Here is a 17,055-nt window from a genome sequence, read left to right on the forward strand (position 1 = left end):
CTTCCTTGGAATTCGAACATAGGTTCGTTTATTCTACCGTGAAAGGGGCCTGCTGGCAGGTTAGCTAGTGGCTTTAGCAGGTGCGAGCAGGCACAAAGAGCCCGTAGACGCCCAGCACCCCGAGACCTAGGACGGCCACACCGAATGGAACAGCTGTAGGGGAGTGGTCAGCACCGCTGGTCATAAAGGTATCAGCCAGGCCCATGCCCATATGCCAGCCCCAACCCAGGGAGAGCAGGAAGCAAGCGGCAGCTACAGCAAGAGAGCAGAAGCCGATAGCTCGCTTTGTGCTGTAAGAGGCCATGCCCCGCAACCACTCGTGCACGTTCGGCAGAGCTGCTAAAAGCAACGCAGCCATAAGGCCCCACACCATCACGACAGCGAGGTTAAACTCTTGAGACTCCTTCAGCAGGCTGTAAATCTCGCTGAGGGTGTAGCCCGGAGCCCTTGCCATTGGGTCCCACCAGAAAACATGTAGGCCGTAGTAGATAGCTAGTACCAGCCCGAGCACGCAAAAGGTAAGAGACAGGCGGACGCCCGGGGTCGGCTTTGCCTCTAGCATCTGAGGGCTGCTCGTAGGGGCGCTCTGACTGCGGAATATCTCTGTGATACCAACACCCAGCAGAGAAACCAGGCCCATGCAGAAAGAAAGGACAACAGTCCAGGTCAGCGGGGAAGCAAAGCTGTTGAATACCGATTCGGGTAGAACCCAGGCTACTGAGAGCGATAGAGCAAAGAGTACGGCAACGCCAATGGTAAGCCACCGAAAAATTACGTTCAGGGAGGCGGCTACCCGGTGGGGCTGGGCTGGCTGGTGGGATTGGGGGCGTACTGTCATAATCTCTATCCTATTTCTCTGGTGTCGGGTGCAATATATTAACGGCATATTTTCCTTGCCGAAGCCGAAAAATCGCGCCTCAGGTGGGGCGGGCGTCCGCGCCTATAAAGAAGTAAACGAAACATTTGCTTACGACCCGTCCTCAAAATATGTGAACAACGTGATACCCGGTACACTGAAAAGCAATGGCCTCGTACCCACCGGATCAGCAATAAGCACCACCCACCCGCACTATAAACGCGGCGGTACCAGCCGGTGCACGAGCCAATCGCAAGACAGTGTCGAGAGGAGTCCCACACATGAGCACTGTGGATAGCTTCGGTTCAAAAGACGTACTTTCCGTCAACGGAACCGACTATGAAATTTTCCGTCTAAAGGCAGTAGAAGGCTCACAGAAGCTGCCCTACTCCCTGAAGGTTCTCCTTGAAAACCTTCTGCGCACCGAAGACGGTGCCAACATCACCGAAGGCCACATTAAGGCCCTAGCCAACTGGGATCCTTCTGCGGAACCCGATACCGAAATCCAGTTCACCCCCGCCCGCGTCATCATGCAGGACTTCACCGGCGTCCCTTGCATCGTTGACCTTGCCACCATGCGCGAAGCCGTCAAAGAACTAGGCGGCAACCCCTCAAAGATTAACCCCCTGGCCCCTGCCGAACTGGTCATTGACCACTCCGTGCAAATCGATACCTTCGGCACCGCCGACGCTATCACCCGCAACATGGACATCGAATACCAGCGCAACGGTGAACGCTACAAGTTCCTGCGCTGGGGCCAGACCGCCTTCGACGACTTCAAGGTCGTCCCCCCTGGCATGGGTATCGTGCACCAGGTCAACATCGAATACCTGGCCCGCACCATCATGGCCCGCGAAGTAGAGGGCGTACTGCGCGCCTACCCCGACACCGTCGTAGGCACCGACTCCCACACCACCATGGTCAACGGCCTGGGCGTCCTCGGCTGGGGTGTTGGCGGTATCGAAGCTGAAGCAGCAATGCTCGGCCAGCCCGTCTCCATGCTGATTCCCCGCGTCGTCGGCTTCAAACTCACCGGCTCCATCCCCTCCGGCGCCACCGCAACCGACGTCGTCCTTACCATCACCGAGATGCTGCGCGAACACGGCGTTGTGGGCAAATTCGTTGAATTTTACGGTGAAGGCGTAGGCCAGGTGCCCCTAGCCAACCGTGCAACCATCGGTAACATGAGCCCCGAATTCGGTTCGACCGCCGCCATGTTCCCCATCGACGAGAAAACCCTCGAATACCTGCGCCTAACCGGCCGCAGCGAAGAGCAAGTCGCTCTGGTTGAGGCCTACACCAAGGAACAGGGCCTCTGGCACGACCCTGCCGCTGACGTCGAATACTCCGAGTACCTGGAACTGGACCTCTCCACCGTGGTCCCCTCCATCGCAGGGCCCAAGCGCCCCCAGGACCGCATCCTGCTCTCAGAGGCCAAGAACCAGTACGCATCAGACATCAAGAACTACGCCAAGGACGGGGAAACCGACAAGTCTGTTGAGGTCTCCATGGCCGATGGCCGCGAGTTTGAGCTCAAGAACGGCGCGGTCTCCATCGCCTCGATTACTTCTTGCACCAACACCTCCAACCCTTCTGTCATGATGGCTGCAGGTGTGCTGGCCCGCAACGCCGCCGCCAAGGGCCTGACCGCTAAGCCCTGGGTCAAGACCTCTATTGCCCCCGGCTCCAAGGTCGTCACCGACTACTACGAAAAGGCAGGGCTGCTACCTGACCTTGAGAAGCTCGGCTTCTACGTAGTCGGCTACGGTTGCACCACCTGTATCGGTAACTCCGGCCCCCTGGAACCTGAAATCTCAGAGGCTATCCAGGGCGAAGACCTCTCCGTCACCGCCGTACTCTCCGGTAACCGTAACTTCGAAGGCCGTATTTCACCAGATGTGAAGATGAACTACCTGGCCTCACCGCCGCTGGTCATTGCCTACGCCCTGGCCGGAACCATGGACTTCGACTTTGAGAAGGACGCCCTCGGCATCGACGCTGACGGTAAGGACGTCTACCTCAAGGACATCTGGCCCGACCCCGAAGAAGTACAGAAAATCATCGACGAATCAGTCGATACCGAGATGTACACCAAGGAATACAGCACCATCTTTGACGGTGACGAGCGCTGGCAGTCCCTAGACACCCCCACCGGCTCCACCTTCGAGTGGGATGAAAAGTCCACCTACGTGCGTAAGCCCCCATACTTTGAGGGGATGACCATGGATATCGCCCCCGTTGAGGATATTAAGGGCGCTCGCGTGCTGCTTAAGCTGGGCGACTCGGTCACCACCGACCACATTTCACCGGCTGGTTCCTTCACAGCAGATACCCCTGCTGGTCAGTACCTGCTGGAGAACGGTGTTGAGCGTAAGGACTTCAACTCCTATGGTTCTCGCCGTGGTAACCATGAGGTCATGATTCGTGGTACTTTCGCTAACATTCGCATCAAGAACCAGCTTCTTGATGGTGTTGAAGGCGGCTACACCCGCGACTTCACCCAGGGCGGCGAACAGTCCACCGTCTACGATGCTGCTATGAACTACCAGGACGCCGGTATCCCGCTGGTTGTTCTGGGCGGTAAGGAATACGGCACCGGCTCATCTCGTGACTGGGCTGCTAAGGGCACCACCTTGCTGGGTGTGAAGGCAGTTATTGCTGAGTCCTTTGAGCGTATCCACCGTTCAAACCTGATTGGTATGGGCGTTGTGCCCCTACAGTTCCCCGCTGGTGAGTCTCACGAGTCACTGGGCCTGACCGGTACCGAAACTTTCGATATTACTGGTCTGACCGAACTGAATGAGGGCACTACCCCTAAGACCCTTAAGGTCACTGCCACTGCAGAGGACGGCAAGGTCACCGAGTTCGATGCTGTTGTTCGTATCGATACCCCCGGTGAAGCTGACTACTACCGTAACGGCGGTATTTTGCAGTACGTTCTGCGTAACCTGGTGCGCGGCTCCTAAGTTCTAGAGCGCTAGCAGGTTGACAGTCTGTGGCCCCCACTTTTCAGTGGGGGCCACAGACTTTTTTGTGTGGTGTCTATGAGTTAGGACCAGGTGACTACTTGAAGTATGGCAAGGCATGAAGGATTTTGGGAGTAATCTGGTCCCTTTCTAAGACAAAGGACGGTCGGGGGTGAAAGATAGGGGGGGAGTGCTAGGTGAGTGGCTGGGTGGAGTCCCAGACTTGCCGCCATTTATCGGCTAGAGAATCAATGTTTTCGTGGGCGTTCAAACCGCTGGGCTGAGGGACCACCCAGAGCTGGCTCGCCGGGTTCCACCCTTCAAGGTGGGTTGTGTCTTGCTGCCCCAGTTGAGCTTTCTTGTCACCAAAGGCTGTGCGGTAGGCGGTGATGCCCGCAATGGCAACAGCCTGAGGCATGTAGAGGTGGGTGAGTTCAATCAGGCGGGGCAGGGCCTGCTGCAATTCCTGGGCGGTGAGCTGGTCAGCCCGGGCTGTGGCCCGGTCTACCAGGTTGGTGATACCGATACCCAGGTGAGCTAGCTGCTCCTCTACTTCATCGCTTAAGCCGCGTGAGGCGTCCACCCTGGGGCTCACGATCTTGGCCCTATCGAGAGAGGGCCAGAAGCGGTTGCCGGGAAAAGCGAAAGGGGCATTCACAGCGGAGGTCCACAAGCCCGGATTGATGCCTACGATGAGAAGCCGCAAGGGGGTGCCTGGGGTGGGGAGCCTATCGTCTAGGGTGCCATTGACGAAGTCGTGAAGTTGCTCCCTGGTGGGGCGTTGGCCGCCTAGAGGAGAGGGATGAAGAGTGCTCATGCCCCCACCCTACACGCACTAGCGCCCCACACAACCGAGGGTTGTGCAGGGCGCCTGTCAAGCTAAAACCTTACCGGGTGCTTACTTGGTGTTTTGGATCGGGATAGCGCCGGTCTTTACGTCATAGTAGGTCTCCCAGAAGTCAGCGTTCTTAATGCCCAGAGGGCGGGGGTCGAACAAGGGGTCAAGGCCCTGCTTCTGCTGCTGTTCGTAGTCCTTGAGGACCTTCAGAGCAGGCTTCTGGACCACCAAAATACCTACAATATTCAGCCAGGCCATCAGACCTACACCAATGTCGCCCAGGGTCCAGGCGGCACCGGCAGTATTGACGCAGCCAATGACAGTTGCGCTAAGAACCATGAGCTGCAGCAGACGCAGCAGAACATCTGCCAGGGTCTTGTTGTGCAGTTTGCGGGTGAGGTAGCGCAGGTTGGTTTCTGCCATGTAGTAGTAGGCCACGATTGTGGTGAAGGCGAAGAAGCCCAGCGATACTGCGATAAAGATGGGGCCTGCACCGGGGATGAAGGTGTCAAATGCTGACTGGGCGAAAGCCGGGCCAACGGTGACGCCCTCGGCCAGGTTGCCGGAGCCTTCAGCCAAGATGGGGGTATCTGAGGCCCCTCCTTCATAGACGCGGTACATGCCGGTTGAAAGGATCAAGAAGGCGGTAGCGGAGCAAACGAAGAGGGTGTCGATGTAGACGGCCATGGCCTGGACGAAGCCCTGGGCGCCGGGGTGGCGAACTTCGGCTGCTGCTGCTGAGTGGGGGCCGGTGCCCTGACCTGCTTCGTTGGAGTAGATACCGCGCTTGACGCCCCATTCAACAGCGGAGCCGATGATAGCGCCGAAGGTTGCGTGAAGACCAAAAGCGGAGGAGAAAATCAGGTTGATAACCTCACCGAGCATGTGAATGTTCATGAAGGCTACGATCATGGAGAGCACAATGTAGATGATGGCCATGAAGGGTACTACTACAGAGGCGAAGGTGGCGATGCGCTTGACTCCGCCGATGACGATGAAGGCCAGCAGAATGGTGATACCGGTGGCAGTCATCCAGGGGTGGACCTCCGGTACAGCACCCTGTATGGAAGCTGCAATACCGTTAGCTTGCACACCGGGGAGGAAGAAACCACAGGCTAGGACGGTAGCGAAGGCAAAGATGGAGGCGTAGACCTTAAAAAGGCCGGCGTATTTGGTGTGACGGTAGGCTTTTTCGAAGTAGTAGGCGGGGCCACCACGGTATTCGCCGGTGACCTTATCGCGTTCCTTATAAATCTGGCCGAGGGCACATTCGATGAATGAGGTAGATGAGCCCAGGAAGGCTACGGTCCACATCCAAAAGACAGCGCCGGGGCCACCGAAAGCGATTGCTGTAGCAACACCGGCGATGTTACCTGTACCGACTCGCCCGGCCAATGACATGGTCAGGGCCTGGAAAGACGATACGCCATCGGGGGAGGGCTCGCCCTTGAAGGTTGCCCGAATCATGGTGGGAATTTGACGGATCTGGAGCAGGCGGGTGCGGATGGTGAAATACACGCCAGCAGCCAGACAGAGATATACCAGCACAGGTGACCAGATAATACTGTTCACCCATTCAATTGCTGCGGTCATAGAAGAAATCCATTCATGCGGGGCTAGTTGAGGGAACTAGCATGGTAATGATTCAGCTCGCTGTGACCGTCTTTCTTGTGTCGGTGCACGCGTGAGCTGCTGGACACTGATAATAGCGGCTCATAAATATATGTCAATTGCTACGCCCACAAGAGGCGCAGCTTGGACATAGGCACCACTCTACGAGCAGCACACCTATCCATACAGGTGATTGACGAACACCCTGCTCTACCTACAGGGTAGAGAGAAGATATTTGTCCCTGATATTAATCGCAGCGTTCATATCAGCGTTAGCGACAAACCCGCATAAGCGGCAGATGAACATACCTTTGGAACGGTTGTTCTTTGCGGTATGTCCGCAGGTTGAGCATCGCCGGGAGGTATAAGACTCAAAAGCATCTCAGCTGTCCATATTTTCACAGCCTTCCCCCAACTCAAGGGGAGAAAATTCTGGGGGTCAGGTCTCTGGTCGCCGTCTACTTACTACGGGTCGGTGGGGCATGTGAGCGAACAGACCGTGCGTCGATATATTCAGGATCAGAAGAAGCGGGGGTAAAGGTCGGGTTTCTTCCCTGCCCACGGGGGGCGGGGAATCCATCCTCAAACAATCTTGAAAAACGCCACGCGTGAGAAAACCAAACTGAAACACAAGCGCCACGCCCCTGTTCATAGTGTGAATCGCTAAACCTGCACTGAAAGGGGTAAAGTTATTTAATTGCAACACAAGAGACTTTTAACCGGTGAGCGTGGCCCACAGCTACAAGGACGTTGGGGCGCAACTAGCCGGTGAACGGGGGGAGTAATCGTGGGACTACTAGAAACTATCGGTGAGCCAAGTGATCTGAACGCTCTAGATTCTGAGCAGCTCACCGAGCTTGCCCAAGAGATTCGTGAGTTCCTCGTTAATAATGTCTCTCGCACCGGCGGGCACCTAGGCCCTAACCTGGGTGTTGTGGAGCTGACCATGGGTATCCACCGGGTTTTTAACTCCCCTCACGATTCCATTGTTTTTGATACTGGCCACCAGTCCTATGTGCACAAGCTGGTCACTGGCCGCCACCATTTTGGGACTCTCCGCCAAAAGGGCGGTATCGCTGGCTACCCTGAACGCGCAGAATCTGAACACGATATTGTGGAGTCCTCTCACGCGTCCTCCTCTCTTTCTTGGGTAGACGGTATTTCTCGCGCCTACCAGCTCACCGGCCAAAAAGACCGCTACACGGTGGCCCTCATTGGCGACGGTGCCCTCACCGGCGGCATGGCCTGGGAGGCTATTAACAACATCGCGGCAGATAAGAACCGTAAGGTCATTATTGTGGTCAACGATAACGGCCGCTCTTATGCCCCTACCGTCGGTGGCTTCGCCAACCAGCTAGCTGCCCTGCAACACGAATTGCAGAACCGCCTGGATAAGGTGCGCCTAGATTCGCGCTATGAGCGCACCCTGGCGGCTGCCCGTACCAAGCTACAAAAGGGTGGCTCAGTGGGGCAGATGATTTACCGCGGCCTGCACGGTATGAAAGCCGGAATTAAGGACGTCATGGTCCCCGGCGGCATCTTTGAAGATCTTGGCATGAAGTATGTGGGCCCCATTGACGGGCACGATATAGAGGCTGTAGAAACAGCCCTCGAATCAGCCAAAAAATTTGGTGGCCCCGTTATCGTGCACGCCATTACTGAAAAGGGGCACGGCTACGCCCCCGCAGTCAGCAATAAGGACGACATGTTCCACGCGGTGGGTGTGATTGACCCTGGCACCGGCCAGGCCCTGGCTCAGTCCTCCGGAACCTCCTGGACCAGTGTCTTTGCCCAAGAAATTAAAGATATCGCTGATGAACGTGAGGATATTGTTGGCATTACCGGCGCCATGCTCATCCCTGTTGGGCTTAACCTTATGGCCGCAGCCCACCCTGAGCGCGTCATTGACGTAGGCATTGCCGAGCAGCATGCGGTGGCTATGAGCGCCGGTCTAGCCTACGGGGGCCAGCACCCTGTCATTGCTCTTTACGCCACCTTCCTTAACCGCGGCTTTGACCAGCTACTCATGGACGTTGCCCTGCACAAGGCTGGGGTTACTATCGTGCTGGATCGCTCCGGTATCACCGGCCCCGATGGGGCCTCCCACCATGGCATGTGGGATCTGGCCATGCTCCAGTTTATCCCTGGCCTGCACCTAGCTGCCCCCCGCGATGCTGCAACCCTACGCGAAGAACTGCGTGAAGCTGTGTCAATGTGCCAGGCCCCCACCGTGGTGCGCTACCCCAAGGGTTCAGTGGGCACCGACATCCCTGCCCTGGAACGTCTAACTGACGGTACGGACGTCCTAGCCCGCCAGGGCGAACCCAATGCAGAGAGCGGCCAACGTGATGTGCTCCTGATCGGCGTGGGTGCCTTCGCCCGCCTAGCTCTTGATACCGCAGCCCTGCTTACCGAGCAGGGAGTCAGCGTCACCGTCATTGACCCCCGCTGGGTTATGCCCGTCCCTGCCAGCGTCCTCACCCTTGCCGGTGAACACCGCATCGTTGTTTCCCTAGAGGACGGGGTGCGGGCAGGTGGGGTAGGTTCGCGCATCCGCCAAGAAATGCGAGCAGCGGGCATTGACACCGCCCTCAACGAACTTGGCCTGCCAGCTGAGTTCATTAAGCACGCCGAACGAGAAGAAATCCTCGAAGAGGTTGGGCTGACCCCTGAAAAAATCAGTGCCGATATTCTGGCTCAGCTTGCTGGGAACATGGTTCCTTTTGCCCGCACCGAAGGGGAAAAACCTAAGCACATCAGCTAGGTGACAATGAAGGCACCGTAAGGTATGTCTAGAACGGGATTGGCAGGCTCACAGCGAGCGTGAGGCTGCCAATCCCGTAACTTTTTATCCTAGGAAACCCAGATCCGGCCGTCCTTGATATCAACTGTGAACTCAGGCAGGGCAGTTTCAGCCGGGCCGCCTTGCACCGAACCGTCCTCTAAAGAGAATAAGGACGTGTGGCAGGGGCAGACCATAGTTTTTTCCTGCTGGGCGTTGAGCTGGCAGCCCTGGTGGGTGCATACCGATGAGAAGGCGTGGAAGGTGCCCGCAGTCGGCTGGGTAATCATCACGGTCACCCCGTCATTATTCGCCTGAATAACGCCCCCGACCGGGACATCCTCAACAGCAGCCATATCGGTGGGCTTGGGCGGGCGGCCATCGCTAGCGGTCAAACTCTCAGACTCACCCGAACCACCGCAGGCAGTCAGCAGCGCAGCACCGGCACCTAGCCCCGCCGTGCCAGCAACAGCCTGGCGGCGAGTTAGCCCGCGCTCACCGGCCCCAGCCTGTTCCGCCGGTGTGGGGGCGTCCTTCTTTTCCTTCTGACAACCACAGTTAGTGCACATAATCCAACCTTATTTCTTCGATACATTTCTGACCCGAGCAAAAATATCAGCCAGGTCAGAGGCCATGAGTTCAATCTGCCACTGGCGCGCCCCCAGGTCAAGCAGGGCTCCCTTTATTTCCTCCAGAGACGACCCAGCAGGCGGATCCCAACACAACCGGCGTAAGACATCGGGGGCTAAAACATTTTCCTGCGGTATATTCAAGCGCTCACCCACAGCAAGCACCGCAGGCTTAGCCTCAGCAATCAAAAGGGCAGACTCAGGGCGCTTAACCTCCCAAGCCTTGAGCGGCGGAGGGCCAGAGGCAGGGGTGGTAAAAGGTACCGGATCAGCCTCCTTCTTAGCCTCAGCCAGGGCCTTCAACCACCGAGGGGCCTCCCGTTTCAAAGCCCGCGTCTGAAAACCAGGGATCTGCAAAATAGCAGGAACAGTACGCGGCATCAGCCGGGCCGCAGTAATCAAAGAGGCATCAGGTAGCAGCCGTTTAGGGGCAAGATCCTTCTTCTGTGCCAGGTGCTCACGCTCATACCAGAGGTTGCGCAGGGCAGTGAGCTGGCGGCGGGTCCTCACATCACGAATACCCTTAGTTTTACGCCAGGGGTCGGGTTTCTCTTCCCGCTCCGGGTGCTCACAGACATACCGGAACTCTTCAAGAGCATAGGACAGCTTGCCCTGGGCGCGCAGCTCTTCTTCCACCGCATCGCGCAAATCAAGCAGAACATCAACATCTAAAGCCGCATAATTTAGCCAGGCAGTAGGCAAAGGGCGGTGGGACCAGTCCACCGCAGAATGCTCCTTAGCCAACTTATAGCCCAGCAGGTTCTCCACCATATAGCCCAGCCCCACGCGCTCAAACCCCGCCAGGCGTCCGCCCAGCTCAGTATCAAAGAGCGCATCAGGGTACATACCAATCTCAGCTAAACAGGGTAAATCCTGGGTGGCAGCATGAAGCACCCACTCAGCCCCAGCCAGGGCCTCATTAATGGGGGTAAGATCATCAAAGCTTTCGGGGTCAATCAGAATCACCCCAGAATTCCCGCGCTTGAGCTGCACCAAAAAAGCGCGCTGACCATAGCGAATACCAGAAGCTCGCTCAGTATCAACCGCAACCGGGCCGCTCTCGGCCGCCAAAATATCGGCAACACGCCGCAGGCCACGCTCAGTATTAATGACGCTGGGGGTCCCGCCCTCAGGCTCGTCCAGATAGACCAGCTCAGGAATAGTTACCCCTTCGGGTAAAACAAAATGAGCACCTGTTCCCCCTTCAGGTTGCGCCACCATAAAACTCCCTTCCGGTGGAAAAACTACCTCCCCATTATGCCAGCTTTACCCAGCCACATGGGGCTACACAGGCACCTAACCCCTCAGGAGCTAGGAGAGTGCGCAAGTTTTACCTTACGATTCCACAGGCTTTTCGTGGAGCCTGAGGCTAATGGAATTAATGCAGTAGCGCAGGTCAGTGGGGGTATCGTACCCCTCACCCTCAAACACATGCCCCAGGTGCGAATCACAGGCAGCGCAGCGCACCTCACGGCGCACCATCCCCATAGACCGGTCCACAACATAGCGCACCCGGTCAGCAGCTAGCGGCTCAAAGAAAGAAGGCCAACCACAGTGGCTCTCAAACTTCTCCGTAGAACGAAAAAGCTCAGCACCGCAGGCCCTACACGCATACACACCCTCAGTTTTCGTATCCCAATACTGGCCGGTAAAAGCCCGCTCCGTACCACCTTGACGCAGCACAGCGTACTCATCTGGGTTCAGTACCTCCTTCCAATTCTTAGTGACAGCACCAAGACCAGGCAGAGAATCACTCATGGTTTGCTCGCTTTCATCACAGCGGTATCTGTTCACCAGTATAAGCAGGCACAAGAGGCACTTATTCCCGTACACTGGGCACTATGGCTATTGAGCACGCAGCACGTAAGACCTCTGCCCGCACCCTCACCTTGGCCACCGTCGCTGGTGCCGCCGGCGCCGCCGGGGCGACCCTGGCCTGCACAGCGGCCCTAGGCGCAGCAGGGGTCGCCACCCACTTCGCCCGAAAAGTTGTGGTTCCCCCCAAAGCCCCAGTTGAGGACGTCCGCGTCCACTCCCTGGGCTATAAGAGCGCCGATATAGACCAAGACCAGCAGCCCACCAGCATCCGCATCGACGCCACCGACTACACCCTAGCCCCAGGGCACTACGGCTTCTACTTCTCAGGAGGGGCAGGCTTCGCCCTTTTAGGGGAACTAACCTCCTACCTACCAGGGGACAAAACCGTGGTGCGAAGCATCGAAAAAATCTACCGGGGCGACATCACCGACATTAAGCGCGGACGCCTGACCGGAGTAGTCGCCACAGGCCCGGCCATGGCCGGCTACCAGGCAGAGGACATTGAGCTTTCCCTACCGGTAGGCCCAGCCCCTGCCTGGGTGATCCACCCCGCCGCCAGACTAAACGAAGAATCAAGCGAAGAAAAAAGCGAAGAAAACCAGGGCACACAACCGAGTGAAACCTGGGCCATCATGGTCCACGGCATGGGCGCAACCCGCGCCGAAACCCTCCGCGCACTCCACGCCACCCAGGCACTAGGTCTCACCAGCCTACACATGAGCTACCGCAACGACCGCGAAGCACCCGCCAGCGAAGACGGCCGCTACGGGCTAGGCTTCACCGAATGGCGAGACGTCGAAATAGCCATCGACTACGCCCTCACCCACGGCGCTCGCAGCGTGGTGCTCTTTGGGTGGTCCATGGGCGGGTCCATCTGCATGCAGACCGCCGATTTAGCCCGCAACCGCTGGGCTATTGAAGCCCTGGTACTCGATGGCCCTGCCCTGGACTGGCTTGAGCTCATCCAGTACCACACCCACCTGAACAAGATTCCTCTGCGCATCGGCCAGCTGGGGGTGCAGATGATTACCCACCCTGCCCTCAGCACCCTCACCGGGCTGAAAGAACCCATCAGCCTGCAACAGATTTCCTGGCCCCACCGGGCAGACGACATCACCGTGCCCACCCTAATCATGCACTCGGTCGATGACACCTACGTACCCCACCAGCCCTCCCAGGCCCTAGCAGAGCTCTCAGCCCTGGTGGACTTCGTGCCCTTTGACAAGGCCCCTCACACCCGCGAATGGAACGTAGACCCCCAACGCTGGTTCGAGACCGTCACCAACTGGCTAAGCAGCCGCAATATCGGCGTAAGCCCCCTGCGTCAGGGCGACCAAATCGTCGGCAGCTAGCTCAACATCTAGCCCACGGCGACCACCAGAGACCAAAATCGTGTCAAATAACTGGGCCGTCTCATCCACCAAAGTAGGGTGAGCCGTCTTCTGCCCCAAGGGCGAAATCCCACCAACCACATAGCCGGTGCGTTTCTCTGCAACATCTGGGGCAGCCATCTTCGCTGACTTCCAACCCAAAGCCGCCGCCGCAGCCTTCACATTCAGCTTGCCACCGACCGGCACCACACAAATCGCAAAATCCTTCTCATGAGTAATCATGAGAGTCTTAAAAACCTGCTCAGGTGAGCGGCCCAGCTTCTGTGCAGCCTCCAACCCAAAGTTCGTCTCACCATCAACATGCTCATACTCGCGCACCTCAAAAGCGGTGCCCGACTGCTGCAACAGCGCCAGGGCAGCAGTAGCTGCCCCCTTCTTCTTTGCCTTAGCCATCAGCTCTCATCCTTTCACTCAATGACCGGTCTGCACCTACCAGCTTAAAACGAGAAGCCGCCCACCGGCGTCCGCCCACCGCCTGATAAAGCAATCTGTGAACAAGCCAACCGGCTTAAAGTCAGTCAGCCACTAAGACCTGTCGCAAGATTGGGTAACCCTCCCCGCCAGCTACTAGACTGTGGGTGTACCCAGCACCAGCGCACCGCCGCGCCCAAGTGAAAGACCGCCCGTGGCAACCTATACCCACCTCACCGACCGCACCCCCCACGTCTCAGCCGACGAACTACTCTCAGGGTTCCGGCCCTCAGAACGATTCGGTGAAGTGTCTTTCAATACCTACCACCCCGACCCCGCCCAGCCCACCCAACAAGCAGCCGTGGACGCCCTGCGCGTCTTCGGTGAAACCATCAACCGTAGCGGGTCAGCCAGCGGGGGAGGGTTCTTCTCGAAACTCTTTGGCAGCGGCAAGAAAAAGGACGCCACCAAGGCAGGGCTCTACCTAGACGGCGGCTTCGGCGTGGGTAAAACCCACCTGCTGGCCTCCCTCTGGCACATGGTGGAAGGCCCTAAAGCCTTCGGCACCTTCGTCGAATACACCAACCTGGTCGGCGCCCTCACCTTCCGCAAAACCCTTGAAGCGCTCTCCCACTACAAGCTGGTCTGCATCGACGAATTTGAACTCGATGACCCCGGTGACACCGTCCTGATGTCCCGCCTCATGCGCGAACTAGCCGAAGCCGGTGTAAAAATTGTTGCCACCTCCAACACCCTGCCCGGCGCCCTAGGTGAAGGCCGCTTCGCAGCTGCCGACTTCAAACGCGAAATCCAGGTGCTGGCCGACCAGTTTGATGTTCTCCGCGTCGATGGGGAAGACTTCCGCCACCGCGGCCTACCAGCTGCACCTGCACCCGTAGCAGACACCGACCTAGAAAACCTTGTTGAGGAACGCTTCGGGACTCTAGGAACTGTCGCCATCGACGACTTTGAAACCCTCATCGACCATCTCTCCCGCGTACACCCCTCCCGCTACCGCCAACTCATCGACGGTATCGACGCCATCGCCTGGCACAAGGTCACCACCATCACCCAACAGGCAGTAGCCCTACGCTTCGTCGTACTCGCTGACCGCCTCTACGACAAGGACCTGCCCATCATCGCCTCCGGGGTGCCCTTTGACCAGGTCTTTGCCGAAGAGATGATGGCCGGCGGCTACCAAAAGAAATACTTCCGCGCGATTTCACGCCTGACCGCCCTAGCCCGCCAAGGGACGCTCAGCGAGGCAGCCTAGCCGGGGAACCCCAACTCAGCCCAACGATCCCGGGTCAGCTCCGCAGCCCGAACATCGAGCAGGGGGACAGAGCCGTCCTCTAAGGGGCGGCCTGGTTCACTCTTCAGAAGAGTACGAAAATCAGTAAAACCAACCCTGCGCACCACCTGCTCAGAAGAACCGTTCTCCACCAAGGCCTTCCAAATCAGCCGGTCAAGACCAAGCCCCTGAGGGTCCAGCGCAAACCCCGCAACCATTCCCAGGGCTTCAGTTATCAGCCCCTGCCCGCGACTACCTGGCGCTAACCAGTACCCCACCTCCGCAGCAGAATCTGTGACGTTAAAGAGGCTCACCACGCCAGCCAATACACCGCTGGCATCAATACCCCACACCAGCTCATGCCCACTCTCACCGGCCTGATGCGTATAAGCAATAAAATCGCGGGCTGTTTGCTCTGTGTAATTGAGCGGAACAGACAGGCAAAAACGCTGAATATCCGGGTCTTGGCAGGCCTGGTTGATTGCTATTGCGTCAGCCTCCCGTAAAGGGCGCAAGGTAAAGCGTTCGGTTAATAGCTGGGGGTGCATACCAACTCCACATTCGATAGAAAACTTTCTGCCCAGTCTACGCACCCCAGGATAATGTGGTGCAAGGCATAAAAGAAAAATTTTGGGTCAAACCCAGAACTTGCGGCAAAAACCCCGAAAATACGCGGTAAAAAAGGGTTTACAAGAAGGTGCTGCCCGATTTGGCAGAGCCTCAAAAAGTGTGTAAAGTATTTTCTCGTTGGTTCGGTTCCCCAAAGGAACTGAAACACAATGCGGTTGTAGCTCAGTTGGTAGAGCACCACCTTGCCAAGGTGGATGTCGCGAGTTCAAGTCTCGTCAACCGCTCGCAACACTCTCACGAGTGTTATGCGCGATTGGCGCAGCGGTAGCGCACTTCCTTGACATGGAAGGGGTCACTGGTTCGATCCCAGTATCGCGCACTGGATGAAAATCCACTGCAAATAATTGCATCTGCGGTTGTAGCTCAGTTGGTAGAGCACCACCTTGCCAAGGTGGATGTCGCGAGTTCAAGTCTCGTCAACCGCTCCAGGCAAGCCCCGGTTCACTGAACCGGGGCTTTTCTCTTGCCCTCTCCAAGTAGGCGCTGCCCAGAATCCCGAGTATTTGACTGAAAACGGGGGTTCACCCTGCGAGCGTGCGTCATATCGCCCAGCGTGCACTTGCCTGCCGCACGCTGGGCGATATGACGCACGCTCGCTAAGAAGAGGTAGCCATCAGAGTGTGGAAAACTTTGGTTTCAGCCCAAGACTTTTCAGAAAAATACAGGGGTTATCCACAGTGTCGCTGAAATGTTTAGAAATAAACCATACCTGCTGCATCAGGTTTCACAATAGCGCTATGGAAGAACTAAACAAGAGGGTCAAAACCTCACAAGAACTTGCCGCACAAGGTATCTCGCACACACGCGTCCGCACCTACTGTGCACAAGGCACCTACACCAAAATCGCCCCCAACAGCTACTGCTTAACCCAAGAATGGGCCACCCTGAACCCAGAACAAAAACTAAAAGTTCGCCACTATGCCTTTAGCAAAAACCACCCAGGCTATGTGCTGAGCCATTCATCAGCGGCACTCTTTTGGGGCGCGCCCTTGCTCAACCTGCCCGGGCAGATCTGGGCTAGTGTGCCATCGGCACATATCAGGTCAAGGGTGCCCCACCATAAGATTTTTTCTAACCGGCCAGCAGAATGCGGCAGTGCGCTACTTCATCACGGGGTTTATCTGACTGACCCAGCCCAGACGGCGGTGGACTGTGCCCGTTCTCTACCTCTGATTGAAGCATTGTGCATCGTTGACTACCTGCTTCACAGCAAACTTTGCTCATCAGCAGCACTCCAGCAGGCACTCACCCAGGTGACAGGGCGCGGGGCTGCTCGAGCACGTTGCGTTGCACAACGAATGAGTAGACATGCTGCTTCTCCTGCTGAAACCATCGCTAGAAATCACATAATTGATTGGAATTTTCCCCGGCCGAAAGAACAGGCTGCATGTGTAGTGAAAGGCAGGGTCTATCGGCCAGATTTCCTGTGGGAGGAGCTGATGCTCATCTTAGAAGTTGATGGCGCTGTGAAATATGACGGAACCTACGGTGAGCCAGTTGAAGTAATACAGCAGGAGCATCTGCGGCAAAGGGAACTTGAACAACTTGGCTACACTGTGGTGCGTGTGAGGTGGAGTGACCTCACTCGGCACCCTGAGGTTCTTAAGGATTTGCTCATGCGCCATGGCTTGAAGCCTGTTTCTTAGAATCAAGCTCAAGAGCTTTACCGAGCGTGCGTCATATCGCCCAGCGTGCACTTGCCTGCCGCACGCTGGGCGATATGACGCACGCTCACGAGTTAACAAGCCTGGGGAACGGGCCGCCGGGTGCGAGGCCGTCTGGTGCGAGGCCGTCTGGTGCGAGAGCGTTGCTGCTGAGGCGGGTGGTCTGGG

Annotated in this window: 14 protein-coding genes, 3 tRNA genes and 1 pseudogene; 9 read left to right on the forward strand and 9 right to left on the reverse strand. The window is 57.2% G+C overall.

Annotation, left to right across the window (positions count from 1 at the left end):
* Positions 1 to 73: 73 nt before the first annotated feature.
* On the reverse strand, positions 74 to 838 hold the full coding sequence (locus ACEE09_RS05415; protein ID WP_449082783.1) for a hypothetical protein: 765 nt from the start codon (positions 836 to 838) through the stop codon (positions 74 to 76).
* A 299-nt stretch (positions 839 to 1,137) separates the two neighbouring features.
* On the opposite strand from ACEE09_RS05415, the gene acnA reads away from it, so the two are divergent.
* The gene (gene acnA / locus ACEE09_RS05420; protein WP_449082785.1) at positions 1,138 to 3,822 is read left to right on the forward strand and encodes an aconitate hydratase AcnA; all 2,685 of its coding nucleotides are present in this window, start codon (positions 1,138 to 1,140) and stop codon (positions 3,820 to 3,822) included.
* Between the two features lie 193 nt (positions 3,823 to 4,015).
* Here the strand turns inward: acnA and ACEE09_RS05425 are convergent, their stop codons facing one another.
* The 3 genes and pseudogenes from ACEE09_RS05425 to ACEE09_RS05435 all read right to left on the reverse strand — a co-directional run.
* Complete coding sequence (locus ACEE09_RS05425) at positions 4,016 to 4,639, reverse strand: mismatch-specific DNA-glycosylase (RefSeq protein ID WP_449082787.1); 624 nt, start codon at positions 4,637 to 4,639, stop codon at positions 4,016 to 4,018.
* Between the two features lie 81 nt (positions 4,640 to 4,720).
* Positions 4,721 to 6,253, reverse strand: a complete 1,533-nt coding sequence (locus tag ACEE09_RS05430; RefSeq protein WP_449082789.1) for an alanine/glycine:cation symporter family protein — start codon at positions 6,251 to 6,253, stop codon at positions 4,721 to 4,723.
* A 232-nt stretch (positions 6,254 to 6,485) separates the two neighbouring features.
* Positions 6,486 to 6,632 (reverse strand): annotated as a pseudogene (locus tag ACEE09_RS05435) (zinc ribbon domain-containing protein); the annotation flags it as partial.
* Between the two features lie 18 nt (positions 6,633 to 6,650).
* Here ACEE09_RS05435 and ACEE09_RS05440 point away from each other — a divergent pair.
* Positions 6,651 to 6,809 carry a transposase gene (locus ACEE09_RS05440; protein WP_449082852.1) on the forward strand — a complete coding sequence of 53 codons (159 nt, stop codon included), beginning with the start codon at positions 6,651 to 6,653 and terminating at the stop codon, positions 6,807 to 6,809.
* Between the two features lie 249 nt (positions 6,810 to 7,058).
* Positions 7,059 to 9,035 (forward strand): 1-deoxy-D-xylulose-5-phosphate synthase, encoded by a 1,977-nt coding sequence (dxs, locus tag ACEE09_RS05445; protein ID WP_449082791.1) that lies wholly within the window; start codon positions 7,059 to 7,061, stop codon positions 9,033 to 9,035.
* A gap of 89 nt (positions 9,036 to 9,124) precedes the next feature.
* On the opposite strand, the gene ACEE09_RS05450 is transcribed toward dxs, so the two are convergent.
* The 3 genes from ACEE09_RS05450 to msrB form a co-directional block, all read right to left on the reverse strand.
* Complete coding sequence (locus tag ACEE09_RS05450) at positions 9,125 to 9,622, reverse strand: Rieske (2Fe-2S) protein (RefSeq protein WP_449082793.1); 498 nt, start codon at positions 9,620 to 9,622, stop codon at positions 9,125 to 9,127.
* Positions 9,623 to 9,631: 9 nt separating this feature from the next.
* Entirely contained in the window at positions 9,632 to 10,903 is a 1,272-nt protein-coding gene (locus ACEE09_RS05455; RefSeq protein WP_449082795.1) for an HRDC domain-containing protein, read from the reverse strand.
* A gap of 114 nt (positions 10,904 to 11,017) precedes the next feature.
* Positions 11,018 to 11,440, reverse strand: a complete 423-nt coding sequence (msrB, locus tag ACEE09_RS05460) for a peptide-methionine (R)-S-oxide reductase MsrB (protein WP_449082797.1) — start codon at positions 11,438 to 11,440, stop codon at positions 11,018 to 11,020.
* An 83-nt stretch (positions 11,441 to 11,523) separates the two neighbouring features.
* Between msrB and ACEE09_RS05465 the strand changes: the two genes are divergently transcribed.
* Positions 11,524 to 12,852, forward strand: a complete 1,329-nt coding sequence (locus ACEE09_RS05465) for an alpha/beta hydrolase family protein (protein ID WP_449082799.1) — start codon at positions 11,524 to 11,526, stop codon at positions 12,850 to 12,852.
* Here the strand turns inward: ACEE09_RS05465 and ybaK are convergent.
* On the reverse strand, positions 12,790 to 13,284 hold the full coding sequence (gene ybaK, locus ACEE09_RS05470; protein WP_449082801.1) for a Cys-tRNA(Pro) deacylase: 495 nt from the start codon (positions 13,282 to 13,284) through the stop codon (positions 12,790 to 12,792). The two genes, ACEE09_RS05465 and ybaK, sit on opposite strands and share 63 nt — an antisense overlap.
* Before the next feature lie 232 nt (positions 13,285 to 13,516).
* On the opposite strand from ybaK, the gene zapE reads away from it, so the two are divergent.
* The gene (gene zapE, locus ACEE09_RS05475; protein ID WP_449082802.1) at positions 13,517 to 14,575 is read left to right on the forward strand and encodes a cell division protein ZapE; all 1,059 of its coding nucleotides are present in this window, start codon (positions 13,517 to 13,519) and stop codon (positions 14,573 to 14,575) included.
* Here zapE and ACEE09_RS05480 read toward each other — a convergent pair.
* Positions 14,572 to 15,141 (reverse strand): GNAT family N-acetyltransferase, encoded by a 570-nt coding sequence (locus ACEE09_RS05480; RefSeq protein ID WP_449082803.1) that lies wholly within the window; start codon positions 15,139 to 15,141, stop codon positions 14,572 to 14,574. The genes zapE and ACEE09_RS05480 overlap by 4 nt on opposite strands.
* A 233-nt stretch (positions 15,142 to 15,374) precedes the next feature.
* Here ACEE09_RS05480 and ACEE09_RS05485 point away from each other — a divergent pair.
* From ACEE09_RS05485 to ACEE09_RS05500, 4 genes are all read left to right on the forward strand, one after another.
* Positions 15,375 to 15,447: transfer RNA gene (locus tag ACEE09_RS05485), tRNA-Gly, on the forward strand.
* 23 nt (positions 15,448 to 15,470) lie between these two features.
* Positions 15,471 to 15,542 (forward strand) — tRNA-Val (locus ACEE09_RS05490).
* A gap of 33 nt (positions 15,543 to 15,575) precedes the next feature.
* Positions 15,576 to 15,651, forward strand: a tRNA-Gly gene (locus ACEE09_RS05495).
* 192 nt (positions 15,652 to 15,843) lie between these two features.
* Positions 15,844 to 16,869, forward strand: coding sequence for a DUF559 domain-containing protein (locus ACEE09_RS05500; protein ID WP_321104046.1), 1,026 nt, complete (start codon positions 15,844 to 15,846; stop codon positions 16,867 to 16,869).
* Positions 16,870 to 17,055: the final 186 nt, after the last annotated feature.

The sequence above is a fragment of the Rothia sp. 88186D007BW genome (assembly GCF_053544215.1).

Coding starts and splice junctions, on each gene's coding strand:
- ACEE09_RS05415 (WP_449082783.1), bottom strand. CDS start 838: ATGACAGTACGCCCCCAATCCCACCAGCCAGCCCAGCCCCACCGGGTA.
- acnA (WP_449082785.1), top strand. CDS start 1,138: ATGAGCACTGTGGATAGCTTCGGTTCAAAAGACGTACTTTCCGTCAAC.
- ACEE09_RS05425 (WP_449082787.1), bottom strand. CDS start 4,639: ATGAGCACTCTTCATCCCTCTCCTCTAGGCGGCCAACGCCCCACCAGG.
- ACEE09_RS05430 (WP_449082789.1), bottom strand. CDS start 6,253: ATGACCGCAGCAATTGAATGGGTGAACAGTATTATCTGGTCACCTGTG.
- ACEE09_RS05450 (WP_449082793.1), bottom strand. CDS start 9,622: ATGTGCACTAACTGTGGTTGTCAGAAGGAAAAGAAGGACGCCCCCACA.
- ACEE09_RS05455 (WP_449082795.1), bottom strand. CDS start 10,903: ATGGTGGCGCAACCTGAAGGGGGAACAGGTGCTCATTTTGTTTTACCC.
- msrB (WP_449082797.1), bottom strand. CDS start 11,440: ATGAGTGATTCTCTGCCTGGTCTTGGTGCTGTCACTAAGAATTGGAAG.
- ACEE09_RS05465 (WP_449082799.1), top strand. CDS start 11,524: ATGGCTATTGAGCACGCAGCACGTAAGACCTCTGCCCGCACCCTCACC.
- ybaK (WP_449082801.1), bottom strand. CDS start 13,284: ATGGCTAAGGCAAAGAAGAAGGGGGCAGCTACTGCTGCCCTGGCGCTG.
- ACEE09_RS05480 (WP_449082803.1), bottom strand. CDS start 15,141: ATGCACCCCCAGCTATTAACCGAACGCTTTACCTTGCGCCCTTTACGG.